At 62.0% G+C, this 19,032-nt stretch carries 16 protein-coding genes; 10 read left to right on the forward strand and 6 right to left on the reverse strand.

Annotation, left to right across the window (positions count from 1 at the left end):
• The first annotated feature begins 36 nt into the window (after positions 1 to 36).
• From MUN81_RS13730 to MUN81_RS13755, 6 genes are all read left to right on the forward strand, one after another.
• Complete coding sequence (locus MUN81_RS13730; RefSeq protein WP_245111241.1) at positions 37 to 2,118, forward strand: VWA domain-containing protein; 2,082 nt, start codon at positions 37 to 39, stop codon at positions 2,116 to 2,118.
• 175 nt (positions 2,119 to 2,293) lie between these two features.
• Positions 2,294 to 2,974: an NAD-dependent epimerase/dehydratase family protein gene (locus tag MUN81_RS13735; protein ID WP_245111243.1), complete on the forward strand. Its 681-nt coding sequence runs from the start codon at positions 2,294 to 2,296 to the stop codon at positions 2,972 to 2,974.
• Positions 2,975 to 2,983: 9 nt separating this feature from the next.
• Complete coding sequence (locus tag MUN81_RS13740) at positions 2,984 to 4,120, forward strand: MBL fold metallo-hydrolase (RefSeq protein WP_245111245.1); 1,137 nt, start codon at positions 2,984 to 2,986, stop codon at positions 4,118 to 4,120.
• A gap of 85 nt (positions 4,121 to 4,205) precedes the next feature.
• A complete protein-coding gene (locus MUN81_RS13745; protein WP_245111246.1) occupies positions 4,206 to 4,862 on the forward strand; it encodes a pseudouridine synthase in 657 nt (218 codons plus the stop codon).
• 17 nt (positions 4,863 to 4,879) lie between these two features.
• The gene (locus MUN81_RS13750; protein WP_245111248.1) at positions 4,880 to 5,890 is read left to right on the forward strand and encodes an alpha/beta fold hydrolase; all 1,011 of its coding nucleotides are present in this window, start codon (positions 4,880 to 4,882) and stop codon (positions 5,888 to 5,890) included.
• A 263-nt stretch (positions 5,891 to 6,153) separates the two neighbouring features.
• Complete coding sequence (locus tag MUN81_RS13755) at positions 6,154 to 7,101, forward strand: mechanosensitive ion channel family protein (protein ID WP_245111250.1); 948 nt, start codon at positions 6,154 to 6,156, stop codon at positions 7,099 to 7,101.
• A gap of 45 nt (positions 7,102 to 7,146) precedes the next feature.
• On the opposite strand, the gene MUN81_RS13760 is transcribed toward MUN81_RS13755, so the two are convergent.
• The 4 genes from MUN81_RS13760 to MUN81_RS13775 form a co-directional block, all read right to left on the reverse strand.
• Positions 7,147 to 8,457: a DUF2254 domain-containing protein gene (locus MUN81_RS13760; RefSeq protein WP_245111252.1), complete on the reverse strand. Its 1,311-nt coding sequence runs from the start codon at positions 8,455 to 8,457 to the stop codon at positions 7,147 to 7,149.
• Positions 8,458 to 8,531: 74 nt separating this feature from the next.
• Positions 8,532 to 9,452: a mechanosensitive ion channel family protein gene (locus MUN81_RS13765; protein ID WP_245111254.1), complete on the reverse strand. Its 921-nt coding sequence runs from the start codon at positions 9,450 to 9,452 to the stop codon at positions 8,532 to 8,534.
• Between the two features lie 275 nt (positions 9,453 to 9,727).
• Positions 9,728 to 10,567: a TIR domain-containing protein gene (locus MUN81_RS13770; protein ID WP_245111256.1), complete on the reverse strand. Its 840-nt coding sequence runs from the start codon at positions 10,565 to 10,567 to the stop codon at positions 9,728 to 9,730.
• 98 nt (positions 10,568 to 10,665) lie between these two features.
• Positions 10,666 to 12,522, reverse strand: a complete 1,857-nt coding sequence (locus MUN81_RS13775) for a mechanosensitive ion channel family protein (protein WP_245111257.1) — start codon at positions 12,520 to 12,522, stop codon at positions 10,666 to 10,668.
• 177 nt (positions 12,523 to 12,699) lie between these two features.
• On the opposite strand from MUN81_RS13775, the gene MUN81_RS13780 reads away from it, so the two are divergent.
• Both MUN81_RS13780 and MUN81_RS13785 read left to right on the forward strand, forming a co-directional pair.
• Entirely contained in the window at positions 12,700 to 13,962 is a 1,263-nt protein-coding gene (locus MUN81_RS13780; RefSeq protein ID WP_245111259.1) for a sodium:proton antiporter, read from the forward strand.
• 93 nt (positions 13,963 to 14,055) lie between these two features.
• A complete protein-coding gene (locus MUN81_RS13785) occupies positions 14,056 to 14,211 on the forward strand; it encodes a hypothetical protein (protein WP_245111260.1) in 156 nt (51 codons plus the stop codon).
• Positions 14,212 to 14,233: 22 nt separating this feature from the next.
• Here MUN81_RS13785 and MUN81_RS13790 read toward each other — a convergent pair whose 3' ends face one another.
• Entirely contained in the window at positions 14,234 to 14,722 is a 489-nt protein-coding gene (locus tag MUN81_RS13790) for a tetratricopeptide repeat protein (protein WP_245111262.1), read from the reverse strand.
• Between the two features lie 272 nt (positions 14,723 to 14,994).
• Between MUN81_RS13790 and dnaK the strand changes: the two genes are divergently transcribed.
• Complete coding sequence (dnaK, locus tag MUN81_RS13795) at positions 14,995 to 16,941, forward strand: molecular chaperone DnaK (protein WP_245111264.1); 1,947 nt, start codon at positions 14,995 to 14,997, stop codon at positions 16,939 to 16,941.
• 195 nt (positions 16,942 to 17,136) lie between these two features.
• Positions 17,137 to 17,799, forward strand: a complete 663-nt coding sequence (locus MUN81_RS13800) for a hypothetical protein (protein WP_245111266.1) — start codon at positions 17,137 to 17,139, stop codon at positions 17,797 to 17,799.
• Positions 17,800 to 17,871: 72 nt separating this feature from the next.
• Here MUN81_RS13800 and MUN81_RS13805 read toward each other — a convergent pair whose 3' ends face one another.
• Positions 17,872 to 19,014, reverse strand: a complete 1,143-nt coding sequence (locus MUN81_RS13805) for an endonuclease/exonuclease/phosphatase family protein (RefSeq protein ID WP_245111268.1) — start codon at positions 19,012 to 19,014, stop codon at positions 17,872 to 17,874.
• Positions 19,015 to 19,032: the final 18 nt, after the last annotated feature.

Genomic DNA, 19,032 nt, shown 5'->3' on the forward strand with positions numbered 1-19,032 from the left:
TGCCGACCTTTAGCGCTGATTCAATCCGACTTTCGTTTGCTGACCACTCAATATTCTGCCTGGTTCATTCCGCTGTGCCTGCTCGTAGGGGCCGGCTACGCGGGCCTTCAATACTCGGCCAAAGCGCCCTGGAGCAAGCAGCTCAACTTCGCGCTGGCCGCCCTGCGCTTCGCCGTGGTGAGCTTTTTGTGCTACCTGCTGCTGGCACCGTTCATCCAAACCACCACCACGCACACCGAGCAGCCCACCGTGGTGCTGGCGGTTGATAATTCGCAGTCCGTCGAGCTGTTTACGCCCAAGCCGGTGCTGAGCCAGGCCACCGCCGGCCTGGCCCGGCTGGCCGAAACCCTGCGCAGCCGCGGTTTCACCGTCGAAACCCGCTCCCTCACGTCCACGGCCGCCCGACCGGCCCGCCTCGATTCGCTGCGCTTCGCGGCCGCTACCACCGACCTCGACCAGCTGCTGACCGGTACGCGCGATGCCTACGACGGCCGCAACCTGGCCGGCGTGGTGCTGGCGTCCGACGGCCTAGCCAACCAGGGCCGCAGCCCGGCCTATTCCGAGTTTAGCTTCCCGATATACAGCGTGGCCCTGGGCGACACCGTGCCCAAGAAAGACCTGCGCCTCACCGACCTTACCTACAACCGGGTGGCCTTCAGCGGCAACAAATTTCCCATCGAAGCCGAGCTGGGCTTTGAGGGCTACGCGGGCGGCGCGGCCACCGTGGAGCTGCGCGAAGGCAACCGCGTGCTGGAATCGCGCCGCGTGGCGTTGCCGGCTGGGCGCCGCCGGGCACGCGTGGCCTTCCAGCTCACGGCCCCCGCGCCCGGCAAGCGGCGCTACGAGGTGCGCGTGGTGCCCCAGCCGGGCGAGTTTACGGCGCTGAACAACGCCCGCACAGCTTTTGTGGAGATTGTAAAGGGCAAGCTGCGGGTCCTGCTGGCCGGCGCCGCTCCCCACCCCGACCTCAAGGCGTTGCGCGCCGCCATTCTGGCCAACGACAACTTCGACCTGACCCTGGCCCTGCCCGGCGTGGCCCCGCTCAAGGCCGATACCGACTTCGACGTGGCCATTTTGCACCAGCTGCCGGCCCAAGGCGGGCTGGGCAACGAGATTCTGGCCCAGGTGAAGGCCCGGCGCACGCCCGCGCTCTACATCATTGGCGCGCAGTCGGACCTGGGCAGCTACAACCAGCAGGGCGCCGGCCTCACCATTCAGGCCCGGGGGGCGCAAACCGACGAGGTGACGCCGCGGCCCAACCCCGGCTTTGCCCGCTTCGCCACCGACGAGGAGTCGGCCCGCCGCTTTGCGCAGTACCCGCCCGCCCCGGTGCCGTTTGGCGACTACCGCCTGGGGCCCGGCGCGGAGGCGGCCCTGTGGCAGCAGGTGGGCCGCGTGGCCACCCAAAAGCCGCTGCTGGTGTTCGGAGGCCCGCAGGAGCGCCGCCAGGCCACCCTGCTCACCGACGGCAGCTGGCAATGGCGCCTGAGCGAGGCCGTGGAGCACGACGACAAGCCCGAAGCGTACGACCGCCTCATCATCCGCACGCTGCAGCTGCTTACTCAAAACGCCAACAAAAAGCGCCTCGACGTGTATCCCACGCAGGACGCCTTCGGCACGCAGGACGACGTGACGCTGGGTGCCGAAACCTACAACGCGGTGTTTGAGCGCCTCTACAACCAGAAAATTGACCTGGTGCTCACCGATGCCCGGCAGCAAACCCGCCGTTTCTCCTTCACTAACGCCGAGGACGGCTCGCCCCTGCACTTGGGCCCCTTGCCCGAGGGCCTCTACAAGTACCAGGCCCGGGCCACGCTCGGCGGCCAGGCGCAACAGGATGCCGGCGAGCTCCTGGTGCAGGCCCAACCCCTGGAAGCGCTGGAATCGAAGGCCGACAACAACCTGCTGGCGCAGCTTTCGCGCCGCAGCGGCTCGCGGCTCTACTACCCGGCGCAGCTCGACCAGCTGGCGCAGGACATCCTCAAGGCCAATTACAGGCCCGTGATTACGGCTGAGGAGGACTTGAAGGATTTGATAAATCTGAAGTGGATTTTCTTCCTGATTCTGGCTTTCCTGACGGTGGAGTGGGCCGTGCGCAAGTATTCGGGAAGCGTGTAAACCAGCACGGCGTAGAGACGCGACCCTTCGCGTCTCGGTGTTGAATGATACCCGACGACAACCGACCGGCGCGCCCACCGAGACGCGAAGGGTCGCGTCTCTACGCCGTTCTTTTAGGTATTTCGTAAAGTAGAACTGCTCCCGCTACGTCCTCCCTTCTACTTTACTTCCTGATATGAAAATACGAGCCATCATTACCGGGGCTACTGGCATGGTGGGCGAGGGCGTCCTGCTCGAATGCCTGCAAAACCCCACCGTGGAACATGTGCTGGTGCTCACGCGCAAACCCACCGGCCGCAGCCACTCGAAAATGACCGAGCTGCTGGTGCCTGACCTAGCCAACCTAAGCGCTGTGGAAAGTCAGTTGACGGGTTACAACGCCTGTTTTTTCTGCGCGGGCATTTCCTCGGTGGGGGTTTTGGAAGGAGAATATGAGCGCATTACCTACGACCTCACGTTAGCAGTAGGCCAAACGCTGGCTCGACTTAATCCAGACCTGACGTTTATATATGTTTCGGGTGCGGGCACCGATAGTTTTGAAAACTCCCGTCAGCATTGGGCCCGTATCAAGGGCCGCACCGAAAATGCGCTGTTGCGCCTCCCCTTCAAAGCGGCTTATATGTTTCGGCCGGGGTTTATGAAAGCTACGGCTGGTCAGCGCAATTTACTGGCTTGGTACCCCGTCATTGCCTGGCTCTACCCCGTGGCCCGGCGGCTGGCGCCCAACTACGTGAGCACCCTGCAGGAAGTGGGCCGCGCCATGATAAACGCGGCCGACTACGGCTATACCAAACCCGTGCTCGAAGTACGCGACATCGTGGCGCTGGCCAACGGCAAAGCCGCCCCGCGTCCCTGACAACCCCTTATGCGTGAATCTGTAAAGAAATTCCTTGTGACGACCGGCGGCATTCTCGGCACCCTGCTCATTGGCGTGGTGACTTTCACCAACCTCAGCCCGCAGCTGGGTGGCACGCCCACGCGGCTGGAAAAAGAGGCGTTTGCGAAATCCGGCCATTACAATGCGAAAAAGGGCGAGTTCGTGAACCTGATTCCGACCCGGGAAATGACGGGCGGCAGTACGGCCTCGGCGATGTGGAAATTTCTGTTTCAGAAGTCGCCCCAGGCCGCGCCGCCTGGGCCGCTGCCCATGCAAGCCCTCGACTCGCTGGCCATCACGCGCAAAACGCCCGACGTGGTGCGCATCACTTGGTTTGGGCACTCGGCCAGCCTGCTCGAAATCGCGGGCCAGAACATCCTGCTCGACCCCATGCTGAGCGTGGAAATGGGGCCCGTGAGCTGGGCCACACCCAACCGCTACAACCGCGAACTGGTCATCACCCCCGAAAAGCTGCCCTACATCGCGGCCGTGCTCATTTCGCACGACCATTACGACCACCTCGATTTCCGAACCATCGAGAAAATCAAGGACAAAGTGGGGCAATTCTATGTGCCGCTGGGTATTGGGGCGCACCTGCGGGCCTGGGGCGTGCCCCGCGAGCGCATCACCGAAATGAACTGGGGCGAACAAGCCACCCTGCCGGGGCTGCTGCTGCACTGCACGCCCAGCCGCCACTTTTCGGGCCGCGGCCTCACCAACCGCAACTCCACCATGTGGTGCTCCTGGGTGGTGCAGGCGCCCACCAAGCGCGTGTTCTACACCGGCGACGGGGGCTATGGGCCGCACTTCGCCGCCATCGGCCAGCAATACGGCCCCTTCGACCTGGCCGTGGTGGAATGCGGGCAATACAATGAAAGCTGGGCCGAAATCCACATGAAGCCTGAGCAGAGCGTGCAGGCCGCCCGCGACGTGCGCGCCGCCGTGATGCTGCCCGTGCACTGGGGCGCCTTCACCGAGTCGCTCCACGCCTGGAACGAGCCCGTGACCCGCGCCACCGCCGAGGCGGCACGCCTGGGCCAGGCCATTACCACGCCGCACCTGGGCGAGCCCGTAACTTTGGGCACCACGCTGCCCAGCTCGCGCTGGTGGGAAGGTCAATTGTAGCGCGGACGCTGCGAGTCCGCGACTGCTGAAAACCCATTTATTTCCTGCCAGGCGCGAACTCGCAGCGCCCACGCTACAAGTTGCCATGCGCTACATTCTCGTCAACAAGCCCTACGAAGTCCTTACCCAGTTCACCGACGAGCACGGGCGCGCCACACTCAAGGACTTCGTGCCCGTACCGGGCGTGTACCCCGTGGGCCGGCTCGATTTCGATAGCGAGGGCCTGCTCCTGCTCACCGACGACAAAGCTCTGCAGCACCGTCTGAGCGACCCCAAATTCAAAGTCCCGAAAACGTATTGGGCGCAGGTAGAAGGCACCGTTTCCGAAGAAGCGTTGGCCCAGCTGCGGCGCGGCGTGCGCATTAAAGACGGCCTTACCGCGCCAGCCCAGGCCCAGGTGATGCCGGAGCCCGCCGACCTGTGGGAGCGCAGCACGCCCATTCGCTTCCGGGCCAGCATCCCGACCAGTTGGCTGGCCATCACCATCTCGCAGGGCATGAACCGGCAGGTGCGCAAGATGTGCGCCGCCGTGGGCCTCCCCTGCCTGCGCCTCGTTCGTGCCCGCATCGACGAGCTAGAGCTCGGTGAGCTGGCACCCGGTCAATGGCGCGAGCTCACCCCAGAAGAATCCCGCAAGCTCAAAGCCAAGTTCTCAGCCACCAAGAACCCGGCAAACCGAAAGGTGGCAGTGAAAGGCGAAAAGCCGCCGCAACTTGCGCCGCGTCGGCCACTAAAACCATAAGCAGGCGCCAGCCGAAATTGAATAAACGCTCCCGCCTCCGCCAGCTTCTGGCACTGCTGCTCATTGGCTTTGCAGCCATGAACGCCGTGGCCTTTTTTCACGCCTGGCGCTTCACGCACTTTTCCAACGAGCCCGGCCTGCACTCGCCCAACCCCGAGCTGCTTGGCCCCGGCCAGAAGCTGTGGCTGCTGCTTACCGGCATCCGCAATCCCAAGCCGCAAAACGGCCCCAAACCCGGCTTCCCGGTCGAGACCGTGCGCATCGCCAGCCCCAACGGCCCGCTAGAAGCCTGGTATGCCCGGCCCGACAGCGGCCGAGCACGCGGCACCGTGGCTCTGTTTCACGGCTACACCAGCAGCAAGTCGCACCTCACCCACGAGGCCGGCTACTTCCGCCGCCTGGGCTACAACGTGCTGCTCGTGGACCAGGCCGGCAACGGCAATTCCGCCGGTTTCCGCACCACGGTGGGCTACCGCGAGGCCGACGACGTGGCTGCCGTTTTCAATTGGCTTAAAAACCTCTTTGCGAAATCGTCAGGCTCCCCTCTCCTTGGGAGAGGGGCCGGGGGTGAGGTTTCGCGGGGCCACATCATTCTCTACGGCGTCAGCATGGGCGCCGTGGCTATCCTCCGCGCCGAGGCCGAGCTCGGTATCCGTCCCACCGCCAACATCCTCGAATGCCCCTACGGCAACATGCGCCAAACGGCCTACAACCGCTTCGCCTCCATGCACGTGCCCGGCTTCCCTATGGCCGACTTACTGGTGTTGTGGGGCGGCGTGCAAAACGGCTTCTGGGCCTTCGGCCTCAACGCCGAGCGCTACGCCACCCAAATCCATGCGCCCACCCTCCTGCTCTGGGGCACCGCCGACCCGCGCGTGACCCGCGCCGAAACCGATGCCATTTTCGCCAACCTGGCCGGGGCCAAAGCCCGCCACGACTTCGCCGGCGTCGGCCATGAGCCATACTGGCGGCGCTACGGCGCCGATTGGGAACAGCAGATTCGCGGGTTTCTGGGAGCGGCAAAGTAGCCTTCTTGTCGCTGCTGTCACAAGCATGCGCCGCGGCTTCCGAAACGGCAACGCGGCCGAGTGGTGGTGCGCGGCACTGGCTTCGGCAACGGCCAGGGGCTGGCCTGGCGGGCACCGGGACGCCGTTGGCCCTCCGGCTTTGGAAGCAACGGCCGGCCCAGGTGCTAACCTTTTGATTTAGGCACGGGTATAGCAAAGCCTACCTTCCTGCCAAACTTTACGATAGCCGCTGTTGGGCCATCCGGCGCGCAGGGCCCCAGCTTATGGACTTCTCGATTGCGTGGCAGAAAATGAATCAGATTGGGCGCGACCTGATGGCGGCGTTGCCCAATATTGCCATTGGTGCCGTGGTGTTTGTCCTGTTTGCCTTGCTGGCCCGGGGCGTGCGGGCCCTGGTGCAGCGCGTAGTGCGCGGCAAGCGCGAAAGCCAGAGCCTGCCGCTGCTGCTGAGCCGGCTGGCCTACGTGGCCACGCTCATTCTGGGGGTGCTTGTTACGGTCACCATCATCCTGCCGGGCTTCACGCCGGCCAGCCTGGTGAGTGCCCTGGGCGTGGGCGGCATTGCCATCGGCTTCGCGTTCAAGGACATTTTTCAGAACTTCCTGGCCGGCATTCTGCTGTTGCTCACCGAGCCGTTTCGCATTGGCGACCAGATTAAGTACAAGGACTTTGAGGGCACGGTGGAGTTCATTCAGACCCGCGCCACCACCATCAAAACCTACGACGGCCGCCGCGTGGTCATCCCCAACGCCGAGCTGTTTACCAACGCCGTGACCGTGAACACAGCCTACGACAAGCGCCGCCTGCAGTACGACGTGGGCATCGGCTACGGCGACGACATCGCCCGCGCCCGCCAGCTCATCCTCGAAGCCATGCGCGAGGTGGAGGGCGTGCTGCAGGACCCCGCCCCCGAGGCCCTGGTAATCGACCTGGCCGAAAGCACCGTCAACATCCGGGCGCGCTGGTGGGTGAACCCGCCCCGGCAGGCCGACATCCTCGACGCGCAGGACAAGGTGCTCGAATCCATCAAAAACAAGCTCACCGCCCACGGCATCGACCTACCTTTTCCCACGCAGCAGCTCCTGCTGCACAACCAGACCGAAGCCACCGACGGCAACCGCAGCCAGCAGCGCGAAGGCTGGCCCGCCGGCACGGGCACTGTGCCCCCGGCCCGCGCCGCCGTGGCCCCCGAGGCACCGCCCGCCCCGTAGGCCCGCCAGGGTTTACCGGGCATTCTGCGATTTCGGGCGCGGGTATCAGCCCACTTCGGCCAGGCGCGCCTGCACTTGCTGCCGCTCGTAGTGGGTGTGCAGGGTGCGCCGGGCGGCCTCACCAATCAGCCCGGCCTGCTGGCGCAGCGCCCGCAGGCGGGCGGGGCTCTGGGTGCGCTGGCCCACGGTGGCCAGGGCCGTGAGCAGGCGCAGGTATACGGCGGCGTTGCCGTCGGCATTGATGCGAATCTGGTCGAACGCCGTGGCCACAAAATCCCCGAACGACGGCCGCACCGCCAGCACCCGCACCCGGTCTTCGTCGGCGCGCAGGGGCCCGGCCAGCCGGCGGCCGGCCAGCTGGGCCAGCAAGCTGCCGAGGTAATCGACGCAAATAAGGGCCGTGGTGGTGTCGTTGATGCCCGGCGAGAGCGCCTTGAGCGCAATGTCCACAATCTGGCGCAGCCCAAAGCCGGCATCCTGCTCTACCGTGCGCTGGCTGCCCAGCCCAAACCGCGTGCTGAAACGGCCCCTCAGCTCTTCGGTGAGCCCGATTTCGCCGCCCCCGTAACGCGCCACCGCCACCAGGGCTGCGCCCTGGGCCACAAAGCCGCCCATGCCGTGCTCCATGCGCACCACGCAGCCCAGTTCCCGGGCCAGGTCCAGCAGGCCGTCTTCGTCTACGCTTTGCACGTAGCCGCTGGCGGGAGCGGGCACAAATTGCCACTGCAACTGGCCGGCCTGCTGGCGCAGGGCCTGGGCTTCGGTTTCGTCGGCCGGCTGGCCCAGCTCGTCCGGAAAAAGGCGGCCAATGGCGGCTTCTGTTTCCTCGGCGGCGTTGCGCACGATGTTGGACGCCTGAATGGAAGAGGCAATGTGGTGAATAAAGAAAATCAGCACCCCGATGCTCACCAGGGCCAGCACCAGCCCCATGAGCACGGCCAGCGACGGAATGAACCGGCCCTCGTCGCCGCCCCGAATGGTGCGCAGCACAATGAGGCAGTACACGAAAATGCTCACGAAAAAGCCCAGCACCAACTGGTTGCCGCGGTCGCGCATGAAATTGCGCAGCACCCGCGGCGTGTATTGGCTCGACACCTGGGCCAGCGTGCTCAGCGTGAGCGAGAAGATAAGGCCCGCCACCGTAATCATGGAGCCGGCAATGGCCGTGAGCATGCCGCGCGCGCCATCGGAGCCCGCCCCAAACAGCAAGGGATAATCGGCGAGCCCGTCGTGGTTGATGCGAACATCGACTAGCACCAGCCCGAAAGCCAGCAGGATGGCCCCGGCCACCATCAGCGTCGGCACAAACCAGAAGCTGGCATTTATATTCAGCCAAAGGGCGCGGAGTCGGTTCATATGCAAGTGGGTACTGCCGAGCCCGGGGGAAAGTTGTGCCCGGGCTTTGGGGCGCACCCGGGCGGCCTCCGCCCCTAGTGCTCGTCGCGCGGCACCGTGCCGGGGGGGCTGGCGGAGGGCAGTGGCGGCTGCAGCTGCGCCAGCAGCGCCGCCGACACGTCCAGCGTGCGAATGGGGAACGGAATGACGATGCCGGCCGCGTCGAACGCCCGCTTGAGGCGCATCACGGCCTCGCTTTTGGCCCCCACGTAGTCGGCCTGCCGGGTGTAGGGAATCCAGAAGCGCAGGGTGAAGTTGATGGCGCTGTCGCCGAAGTCGGTGAACATGACTTCCACCGGCCGGTCGGGCAGCAGGTGGGGGAAGCCCTGCATGGCGGCCAGGGCCACGGCGCACACCTGCTCCAGGTCCGAGTCGTAGGCCACGCCGCAGGGCAAATCGACGCGGCGGCGGGTGGTGACGCTGTAGTTGATGACCGGGCTTTCGAACACCTTGCGGTTGGGCACGCGCACCAGCTCGCCGGTCACCTGCCGCAGGTCGAGGGTGCGCAGGTTGATGCTTTCGATGGTGCCGAAATACTTATCGGTTTCAATGACGTCGCCCACCATGAAGGGCCGCTGCACGGCGATGATGATGCCGCTGATGAAGTTGGCCGCAATATCTTGAAACGCAAAGCCCAGCGCCAGCCCGATGATGCCCACGCCGGCCAGCAGCGAGGTCACCGTCTTGTCGAGGCTCAGCACCTCCAGCGTGAAAAACGTGCCGATGAGCAGCGTGCCCACGTAGCACATCGTCACCACCAGGTTGTTGAGCGTGCCGCTGCCCGACACCCGCCCCAGCAGGTTGGTCACCGCTCGCCGCACCAGCCGCGCCGCGAAAAACGTGGTCACGAGAATCAGCAGGGCAATCAGTAGGTTGGGCAGCAGCAGAATAAGCTGCTGCATCCAGCCGGTGAGCTTACGCGAGAGCAGGTCGAAGGCGTGGTGAAATTCTAGCATGCAGCGGGCGGGGCGAGTGAGGCGTGGCCTTACCTACGGCATCCGCCGGGCTTTCGATGGGTTGCGCCCCGCCGGCTGCGCCCGAATCTGGAGGCGCGCCGGGGCCGGGGCAGCAAAAAAGCCTCGGCGGGGGCAGAGGCTTTTTGGGGTATTGCTTCTGATGATTTCAGCACTGCTATTCTATAAAATCACAAAAGGTGATTTGCTTCCGTCATTTCAATGGTACAGCACCAGTCTTGCATTCAGTAATAAAATATCGGACGCTAACAAATTTGCTAAGGTTGATTGTACTTAAACGCTTTAAGTACATCATTTACTGGAACTTGATTCGACTTATATCTTTCGCCAACAGTTGTTGTTACTACTGCTTGTACCAACGTGTCTTCGGGCAAAGAAGCCCACATCTCAATCGATTTTGGCTTAAGATTATAGTCTACACTTGCGACTTGACCGAACTCTAGCTTTGCAGGAAAAGTAACGGGGACGAGTTTGTCAAATAAGTAAAAAGTATCGGTTGCACCTTCAAAAGGATGTGTCAATGTGAAATACGGTTCATTAAAATACCGATGCTCCTTCTCAATATTTATCATGCTAACACCCAAAGCAGCGCCAAAAACACCTTGATATTCACTAATTAAAACTCTGACAGCTAAATAAATCTTGCCATCGTTCTCCTGCTCCTTTTCTGGTAAAGGAATGTTAGGCTCTTTGCCCAACTTTTTGATTACCAATGATGCAAATTCCTCTGGTGAGTACGATTTAAGGTTGATATAACCGATTGTCGGTCTAATGCCGTCGATTTCCGTATCGTCGAATCTTGCAGGTAGAATATATTCTTCATGATTTTCTATTGCTCTTGCAATAGCAGTTTTAATCTCATGGTTTGTCCAAATCTTTTTTTTGTAATGCTGCGAAATGAAAGGAATGCAGTACCTAGCGCTTTTCCTATAAACATAGTCGAAATGAACGCCTAAATCCTTGCCCCACAAATCAGCCTCCTCAAACTTATCGTAGAAAACTTTTATGCCATTGTCACTGAGAAAATGAGCGACTCTTTCTACGTATTCTCTGTCTTCACCTGCAAATGATAAAGTAACATCGTACTTGAAATCCATAGTCTTTGGTGATTGTAGTTTTCAATCCTGCTTGCACAAACAATTCTGATTGCTGCGAGTCAAAGCTACCTCAAGTAGCGCAAATCATTTACAGCAAATTACTCCTTCCCCTCCACCCGAAACTTCGGGGCTGCGTAGTCCTTCGGCAGGTAATCGGCGGGGATGGTGGTCTGGTTGCCGTCGCGGGCGGCGCGGTAGTGGGGCGACATGATTTCGACCCCGGCCGCGTTGAACTGGTCCTGGATGTGCTGGTGGATGCGCGAGTAGATGACGGCCTGGCGGCTGGCCTCGCGGGTGTAGGCGTTGAGCTGGTAGCTCACGTAGAAATCGTCGAGGCTGGTTTGGAGCACGAAGGGCGCGGGCTCGGCCAGCACGCCCTCGGCCTGCGTGGCCGCCGCGATGAGCAGCTGGTGCACCTGCGCCCAGGGCACGTCGTAGCCGATGGTGACGGTGGTGTGCAGCACGAGGCCCAGCGTGGGCGCGGCGCTGGTGTAGTTGGTGGTGTAGGAGCTCATGATGGCCGAATTCGGGATGGTAATTTCCTCGTTTTTGATGGTGCGGATGCGCGTCACGAGCAGGTTTTTCTCGATGATGTCGCCCGTCACGTCCCCGATTTTCACCCGGTCGCCGAGCTTGTAGGCGCGCATGTAGGTGAGCACCAGCCCGGCCACAATGTTGGACAGCGACCCCGCCGAGCCAAACGTGAACAGAAACCCCAGAAACACCGACACGCCCTTGAAAATGGGCGAATCGGAGCCCGGCAGGTAGGGAAAAATCACCACCAGCAGGAAGGCAAACACCAGCACCCGCGCAATCTGGTAGGTCGGGTTGGCCCAGTCGGGGTAGAAGCCCGCGATGGTGAGCTGGCCCAGTCGGATTTCCTCCTTCAGAAAGTGCAGGCCGCGCAGCACGTAGCGGAACACCGTGACGATGACCACAATGGTAATCAGGTTGGGCAGGTAGTGCCACAGCGACAGCCCCATGCGGCGCAGCGGCGCAATGACGTAGCCCAGCAGCGTATCGGCCACGTCCTGGGTGCCGGGGAAGATGCTGAACAGCAGCGGCAGCACCAGGTAGATTATCAGGAAGATGACCACCCAGCGCAGCACATTGGCCAGCAGCAGGGCCGCGTCGAGCTCGCGCCGGGGCGTAAACAGCTCGTACGTGCCCAGGCGGATGCCCTTGAACCACCGCTCCTCACGGGTGATGAGCTGCAGCTCCAGCCAGCGAAACAGCTGGTTCACGAGGCGCACCACGAAGTAGAACGCCACCAGCACCAGCAGCACCAGCCCCACTTCCTTGAGCGTATTCAGCAGGCTGTGGCTTTGCTGGTACTGCGCCACGGCGTACGCAATGCGGGCGCGGTACTGCTGGGCCAGCGAGTCGCGGCTGGTGTTCATCCACAGCGCGTCGTTGTCGGAAATGCTTTGCACCACCAGCTGGCCGTACATCAGGTCGATGGTCTGCTCCGAGGGGTAGAGGCGCAGCGAATCGGGCTGGTAGCGCACGTCGGCTTCGAGGCGCTGGATTTTCTCGGCAATGAGGTTGGCCCGCTCGCGGGGCGAAAACGGCCCCAGCTTGGTATACACAAAGAACAGCGTGTCGCGATGGGGCACCACGGGGTAGCCGCGGGCGCGCAGCTTCAGCGAGTCGATGTGCTGGCGGGCCACGGCGCGGCGCAACGAGTCGGCGGCGCGCAGGCTTTTCAGCTCCTCCACCAACTCCCGTTCGCGGGGCCGGTTCTGGCCGTTTTTCAGGGCCAACAGCTCCTGCTGCAGCTGCGTGAGGCGGGCCGTGGTTTGGCGGCGCAGCGAGTCGAGCTGGCGCAGGGTGCGCGTGTCGGTGGTGAGGGCCACGGCCCGGGCCGAGTCGCGCGGCGCCGACGCCGGGGGCGCGGTTTGGGCGCGGGCGGCCCCCAAAGTACCCAGCCAGCTCAGAACAAGCAGCAGATACAACGGTGTACGCGGCAACAAACGGCAATAGGCGGAAAGGGCAAGCGGCATAGCGGCAACTGATACAGACGAGCTGCAAGGTTCAAAAAAATATGCCCAATGCCCGCGGCTTTGGGTCGGGCACCGCATCACTGCCGAGCTTATTTTCACCTTTTTCAAAAGGCCTCCCGTTATATCCCAATGGAACTCTACAATACGCTGGCGCTGCTGATTGTGGTAGCGGCCGTTTTCGGCTTCATCAACCACAAATACCTCGGGCTGCCGGGCACCATCGGGCTGATGGTGCTGGCACTGGTTTCGTCCCTGATTGCCATTGGCCTGGGCAAGCTCGGAGTAGACTGGGTAGTAACTGCCGGCAACCTGGTGCGGGGCATCGATTTTCACACCATTCTCATGCAGGTGATGCTGAGTTTCCTGCTGTTTGCCGGGGCCATTCACGTCGATGTGCGGGCCCTCGGCCGCGAGGGCGCTGCGGTGGGCGCCCTGGCCACCGTGGGCACGCTGCTGTCCACGGCCCTGGTCGGAACGGTTTTTTACTACCTGCTACCGCTGTTTGGCCGGCCCACCGATTTCATTTACTGCCTGCTCTTCGGGGCCCTCATCTCCCCCACCGACCCCATTGCCGTGCTGGGCATCCTCAAAGCGGCCCGCATCGACAAAAAGCTGGAAATCCGCATCGTGGGCGAGTCCTTATTCAACGACGGCATTGCCGTGGTGGTGTTTATGAGCCTGTATGAGATTGCCCGCTTCGGGGCCGGGCAGGCCACGCCGGGCGTCATCGGCCAGCTGTTTTTGCAGGAGGCAGTGGGCGGCCTCGTGCTGGGCGCGGTGCTGGGCTACGTCACGTTCTGGGCCCTGCGCAGCATCGACAACTACCAGGTAGAGGTGATGATAACGCTAGCCCTGGTGATGGGCGGCACGGCGCTGGCCACGGCGCTGCACACCTCGGGCCCGCTGGCCATTGTGGTGGCCGGGCTGATAGTGGGCGACCAGGGCCGGCAGCTGGGCATGTCGGACCTGACGCGGGACTACCTCGACAAGTTCTGGGAAATCCTTGACGAGATTCTCAACGCCGTCCTCTTCGTGCTCATCGGCCTCGAAATGCTCGTGCTTGATATCAGCCGCACCACCCTGCTGGTGGGCGCCGTGGCCATTGTGGTGGTGCTGCTGGCTCGCCTCGCCTCCGTGGCCCTGCCCCTTAGCCTGCTGCGCCGCTTCTACCAGTTCGACCGCGCCACGCTGCGGGTGCTCACCTGGGGCGGGCTGCGGGGCGGCATCTCCGTGGCGCTGGCCCTCTCTCTCCCCGATTCCATGCCCCGCGACCTGATTGTGGGCATCACCTACGTGGTGGTTATTTTCAGCATCATTGTGCAGGGCCTCAGCATCGGGCCCCTCGTGAAGCGCCTGGGCCTGAGCACCGGCCCGGTGGCCGATGGCCACTGAGAAACGCACTTACAAATCGCATAAGTAGGATAGAGATACATCTTTGCTTCTCCTCATTCAACAAAACGGTTATTGCCCCCTGACGACGCAAGTATGCGTCCTTCTGTCTTGTCCCTGTGGGCTAGGCACCAATTCCACCTCGCCGGCCCCAAAGCCCGCCACGACTTCCCCGGCGTGGGCCACGAGCCCTACTGGCACCGCTACCCCGCCGACTGGGAGCAGCAGACGCGGGCGTTTCTGAGCCGCTGATACTCGGCAATGGAAACAGTGGTTATTCCACTGCTTTTTCTACTGATTCCATCATTCTGAGGGCAGTTTGCGCCAAGCCATTGTTGGGATACACTTTTAGTACTTGCTTGTAATACGCTCTGGCTTTTAGTCCATCTCCAATTTGGCTGTAGCAAAAAGCAATGTTGCACAAAGCCATTTCACGGTAATCCATAGCGGAAGAATTCAGCAACGTGACATACCGGTATTTATCAACCCACGGGTTATTGGTAAAAAACTTGTAGCTCGATTCAAAAAATGGGATTGCACCAGCATAGTCATGCTTCTTAACCAACTGCATTCCTTTCCGCTGGTCGCTGGCAACCACTGCTCTGAGGACATAACCGAGTAGCAAATACCCGCCAAAAGCCGGAAATACTGGGTTTGTGAAGCCAGCCAAATAGCAGACTGTCAATATTAATCCCAACACTACCATCTGAGGGAGTATTGAAATCCATGCTATTTGCTTTACTACTGGAACGTTCGAGGCCATCTGTTTTGAATTACTCCACTTATAACTGCCGGTTAAAGTAGCGCAGGAAACAATAAAGCAGCCGCCATTTCCGCCCCCTTGTCAGGAAAATTCTGGCCTCCCGCAACAATTCCCGCCACCGCGTCGGATAACCTCCATCCTGGCGGCCGAATCGGTGACAATCTGTCACCAAATCGACGCTGGTACGTTGCTTGTAATCCCCGGTCAGCGGCTGCGAAGCTGCCTCGAACCTGACACATTCCTCTCCTCATCTTAACCAACACACCCCTCTCATGGGCAAAATAATCGGCATTGACCTCGGCACCACCAACTCGTGCGTAGCCGTAATGGAAGGCAACGAACCCGTTGTAATTCCCAACAGCGAAGGCCGCCGCACCACCCCCAGCATCGTCGCTTTCCTCGACGGGGGCAAGGGCGAGCGCAAAGTGGGCGACCCGGCTAAACGCCAGGCCGTTACCAACCCCAAGAATACGATTTCCAGCATCAAGCGCTTCATGGGCCGCCACTTCAACGAGGTGACCGCCGAGCAGAAGCACGTTTCCTACGACGTCGTAGCCGGCCCCAACAACACGGTAGCCGTGAAGATTGGCGACCGCAACTACACGCCGCAGGAAATCTCGGCCATGGTGCTCCAGAAAATGAAGCAAACCGCTGAGGATTACCTTGGCACGACCATAACCGAAGCCGTTATCACGGTACCCGCTTACTTCAACGACGCCCAGCGCCAGGCCACCAAAGAAGCTGGTGCCATCGCCGGGCTCGACGTGAAGCGCATCATCAACGAGCCCACCGCCGCCGCCCTGGCCTACGGCCTCGACAAGAAGCACAAAGACCAGAAAATCGCCGTGTACGACCTCGGCGGTGGCACGTTCGACATCTCCATCCTGGAGCTCGGCGACGGCGTGTTTGAAGTACTGAGCACCAACGGCGACACCCACCTCGGCGGCGATGACTTCGACCAGGTTATCATCAACTTCCTCGCCGACCAGTTCAGCAGCGAAAACGAAGGCCTCGACCTGCGCAAAGACCCCATGGCCCTCCAGCGCCTGAAAGAAGCCGCTGAGAAAGCCAAAGTGGAGCTCTCCAGCTCGACCGAAACTGAAATCAACCTGCCCTACATCACCGCCACGGCCTCGGGCCCCAAGCACCTGGTGGTGAAACTGAGCCGCGCCAAGTTTGAGCAGCTCGCCGACGAACTCGTGCGCCGCTCGATGGACCCGGTGAAAAAAGCGCTGCAAGACGCCGGCCTGAGCACTTCGGACATCAACGAGGTTATTCTCGTGGGTGGCTCGACCCGCATTCCCCGCATCCAGGAGGAAGTGGAGAAGTTCTTCGGCAAGAAGCCTTCGAAAGGCGTGAACCCCGACGAAGTAGTGGCCATCGGTGCTGCCATCCAGGGCGGTGTGCTGACCGGCGAAGTGAAGGACGTTCTGCTGCTCGACGTGACTCCCCTTTCGCTCGGCATCGAGACGATGGGCGGCGTAATGACCAAGCTCATCGAGTCGAACACGACCATTCCGACCAAGAAATCGGAAACCTTCTCGACGGCTTCGGACAACCAGCCTTCGGTAGAAATCCACGTGCTGCAAGGCGAGCGTCCGCTGGCCAGCCAGAACCGCACCATCGGCAAGTTCCACCTCGACAGCATCCCGCCCGCACCCCGTGGCGTGCCGCAAATTGAGGTAATCTTCGACATCGACGCCAACGGCATCCTGAACGTAACCGCCAAGGACAAAGGCACCGGCAAGGAGCAGAAAATCCGCATCGAAGCCAGCAGCGGCCTGAGCGAGGACGACATCAAGCGCATGCGCGACGAAGCCGCCGCCAACGCCGACGCTGACAAAGCCGAAACCGAGCGCATCGGCAAGATGAACGCCGCCGACTCGATGATTTTCCAGACCGAGAAGCAGCTGAAAGAGTACGGTGAGAAGCTGAGCGGTGGCAACAAAACCGCCATCGAAGGCGCGCTGGCCGACCTCAAATCGGCCCACGAAGCCAAGGACCTCGCCCGCATCGACAGCGCCATGGAGGCCATCAACGCCGCCTGGCAGGCCGCCTCGCAGGAGATGTACGCCGCGGGTGGCGCTGACGGCCAGGGCGGCCAGCCCGGCGGGGGCTTCCCCGGCGGCGACGGCGGTGCCCAGGGCGGCAACGGCCAAGGCCAGCCGGCTGGTGACCACGTGACCGACGTGGACTACGAAGAAGTAGACGGCAAATAAGCCCGTAGATTCCAGGGACTGTTGGATTTAACACCATTCAACAAGCCCGTGAAAAAGGCCGGAGGCAGCAGCTTCCGGCCTTTTTTGTTGTCGCAGCTTTACCTTTAACCCTGCTTGCTCTTTCGCGTAAGCAGCGCAGTGCCCCGAAATCTGTTGCTTCGGCGCGGCTTTCTGTCCCGACTCCCATTTTTTCTTATGAAAATTTCTTCCCTCCTATTTCCTGCCCGCGCGCTGGCGTTTGGTGCCCTGCTCGTTGCCTTCGATTCCTGTAGCGTGAGCGAGCAGGTGAAAGACAAGCCCAGCGGCAAAAACGTCTCGGCCGAAGCCCTCGAAAACGAAGCTTACACCCTGATGCAATACCGCCTCAACTTCGTGGACGAAGCCAAGCTGGGCGGCCAGGACATTCTGTTTGTGCGTCAGGCCGCCGACATAACATCGCCCCAGCAGGCGCAGCTGCAAACGGCCCTGCAAAAAGGCAACCTCCCGCTGCACCTCAAAATGCGCGTGTATGCCAAAAACCCCAGCCCCACCAACGTGACGCTCAAGCAGCTCGACTACAAGCTGCTGCTCGACGGCAAGGAGCTGACCACCGGCTCTACGGCCGCCAACACCCCGCTCGAAGCCAGCGCCATCGAGACCCTGCCCATCAACGTCGACATCAACGTGAAACCGGCCCAGCTCGCGGGCAGTACGCCGGCCGCTTTTGCCTCCGGCCTTACCGATTTCACGGCGGCGAACCGCCGCCTCATGGTGCAGATTCGCCCGCAGTATGTGGGCGCCGCTGGCCGCCAGGTGCCCGCGGCCGATTTCATGACCGTGGACCTCGTGACCAAGAAAAAGCCCACCGCGGCCAAATAGCCACGGCCTGTTGCCATAAAAAAAGCCGCCTCTGTCAGGGCGGCTTTTTTTTGTGGCAAGCGTCGAATTGCGTTACGCCTTTACGGCATCGGTTTCTGCTTCCTCTTCCTGCTCTTCGGCGAAGCCTTCGGCAATTTTCTCGTCGGCCTCGGCGCGGTCGTCGGCGTCGGCCTGCTCGGCGTTTTCTTCCTGCGCAGCTTTGTGCCGGGGCTCGTAGCTGAGGCGCACGAAGATGGGAAAGTGGTCGGAACCCACGTGGGGCAAGCGGCGCATGTCGACCACCTGAAAATGCGCCGACACAAACACGTGGTCGAGCGGCCACCGCAGCAGCCGGTAGTCGGCGTGGAAGGTGGGCATCAGGCCCCGGCCCACGCGCGGGTCGAGCAGGCCCGAAACGCGCCGAAACAGCTCGGACGTGTGCGACCAGGCCACGTCGTTCATGTCGCCAAACACGATGGTGGCTTCGTCGCGCCGGTCCACCTCCTTGCCCACCAGCAGCAGCTCAGCGTCGCGCTTGGTACTGGTTTTCGATTCCTGGGGCGCGGGCGGCTTGGGGTGCAGGCCGTAGAGACGCACCCAGGTTTGGCCATCGGGCAGCTGCACGTGGGTGTGCAGCGAAGGAATGTCGTCGTCGAGCAGGTACTTAATCTGGCAGGCCTTCAGGGGCAGGCGCGAGAAGAACAGCAGGCCGTAGGTGTTGTCGAGGGGCTCATGGCAGGTGTACGGATGGGTTTCTTCGAGCGGCCGCAGCTGCTCGTGCCACCACGAATCGGTTTCGACGGCCATGATGACGTCGGGGTCGGCGGCGCGCACGGTGGCCAGGGCCAGCGCCCCTTCGCGGTTGTATTGCAGCACGTTCATCACCGCCAGGCTGAGTTCGGTGCGGGGGTCGTGGGTGCGGGTGCTATCGGCCACGTCTTTGGGCACCAGCCGCGTGTAGGGGATTATGCGCAGCAGCTGGTAAACCGTGGCGGCCGCCAGCGCCAGCAAAAACAGCTGCGGCCAGCGGCCGGCGCTGGCGTAGCCCAGGGCCAGGCCGGCCGCGGCCACCAGCACCAGGGCCAGCACAATCTGCAGGCGCGGAAAGTCAAACACGCGAATCCACCAGGCGGTGTGCCGCAGCAGAGGCATCAGGGTAGCCACCAGGGCAGCTCCCCCAATTATCCAAACGGCCCAGTGGCTGGCAGTAAGCAGTACGGAGAGAAGTATGGGCATGAAGGGCAACGGGGTGGG

Origin of the sequence: Hymenobacter sp. 5317J-9 (genome assembly GCF_022921075.1) — a bacterium.
Taxonomy (GTDB): domain Bacteria; phylum Bacteroidota; class Bacteroidia; order Cytophagales; family Hymenobacteraceae; genus Hymenobacter.

Coding starts and splice junctions, on each gene's coding strand:
- MUN81_RS13745 (WP_245111246.1), top strand. CDS start 4,206: ATGCGCTACATTCTCGTCAACAAGCCCTACGAAGTCCTTACCCAGTTC.
- MUN81_RS13785 (WP_245111260.1), top strand. CDS start 14,056: ATGCGTCCTTCTGTCTTGTCCCTGTGGGCTAGGCACCAATTCCACCTC.
- MUN81_RS13805 (WP_245111268.1), bottom strand. CDS start 19,014: ATGCCCATACTTCTCTCCGTACTGCTTACTGCCAGCCACTGGGCCGTT.
- MUN81_RS13765 (WP_245111254.1), bottom strand. CDS start 9,452: ATGCTAGAATTTCACCACGCCTTCGACCTGCTCTCGCGTAAGCTCACC.
- MUN81_RS13800 (WP_245111266.1), top strand. CDS start 17,137: ATGAAAATTTCTTCCCTCCTATTTCCTGCCCGCGCGCTGGCGTTTGGT.
- MUN81_RS13780 (WP_245111259.1), top strand. CDS start 12,700: ATGGAACTCTACAATACGCTGGCGCTGCTGATTGTGGTAGCGGCCGTT.
- MUN81_RS13740 (WP_245111245.1), top strand. CDS start 2,984: ATGCGTGAATCTGTAAAGAAATTCCTTGTGACGACCGGCGGCATTCTC.
- MUN81_RS13735 (WP_245111243.1), top strand. CDS start 2,294: ATGAAAATACGAGCCATCATTACCGGGGCTACTGGCATGGTGGGCGAG.
- MUN81_RS13770 (WP_245111256.1), bottom strand. CDS start 10,567: ATGGATTTCAAGTACGATGTTACTTTATCATTTGCAGGTGAAGACAGA.
- MUN81_RS13790 (WP_245111262.1), bottom strand. CDS start 14,722: ATGGCCTCGAACGTTCCAGTAGTAAAGCAAATAGCATGGATTTCAATA.
- MUN81_RS13760 (WP_245111252.1), bottom strand. CDS start 8,457: ATGAACCGACTCCGCGCCCTTTGGCTGAATATAAATGCCAGCTTCTGG.
- MUN81_RS13755 (WP_245111250.1), top strand. CDS start 6,154: ATGGACTTCTCGATTGCGTGGCAGAAAATGAATCAGATTGGGCGCGAC.
- dnaK (WP_245111264.1), top strand. CDS start 14,995: ATGGGCAAAATAATCGGCATTGACCTCGGCACCACCAACTCGTGCGTA.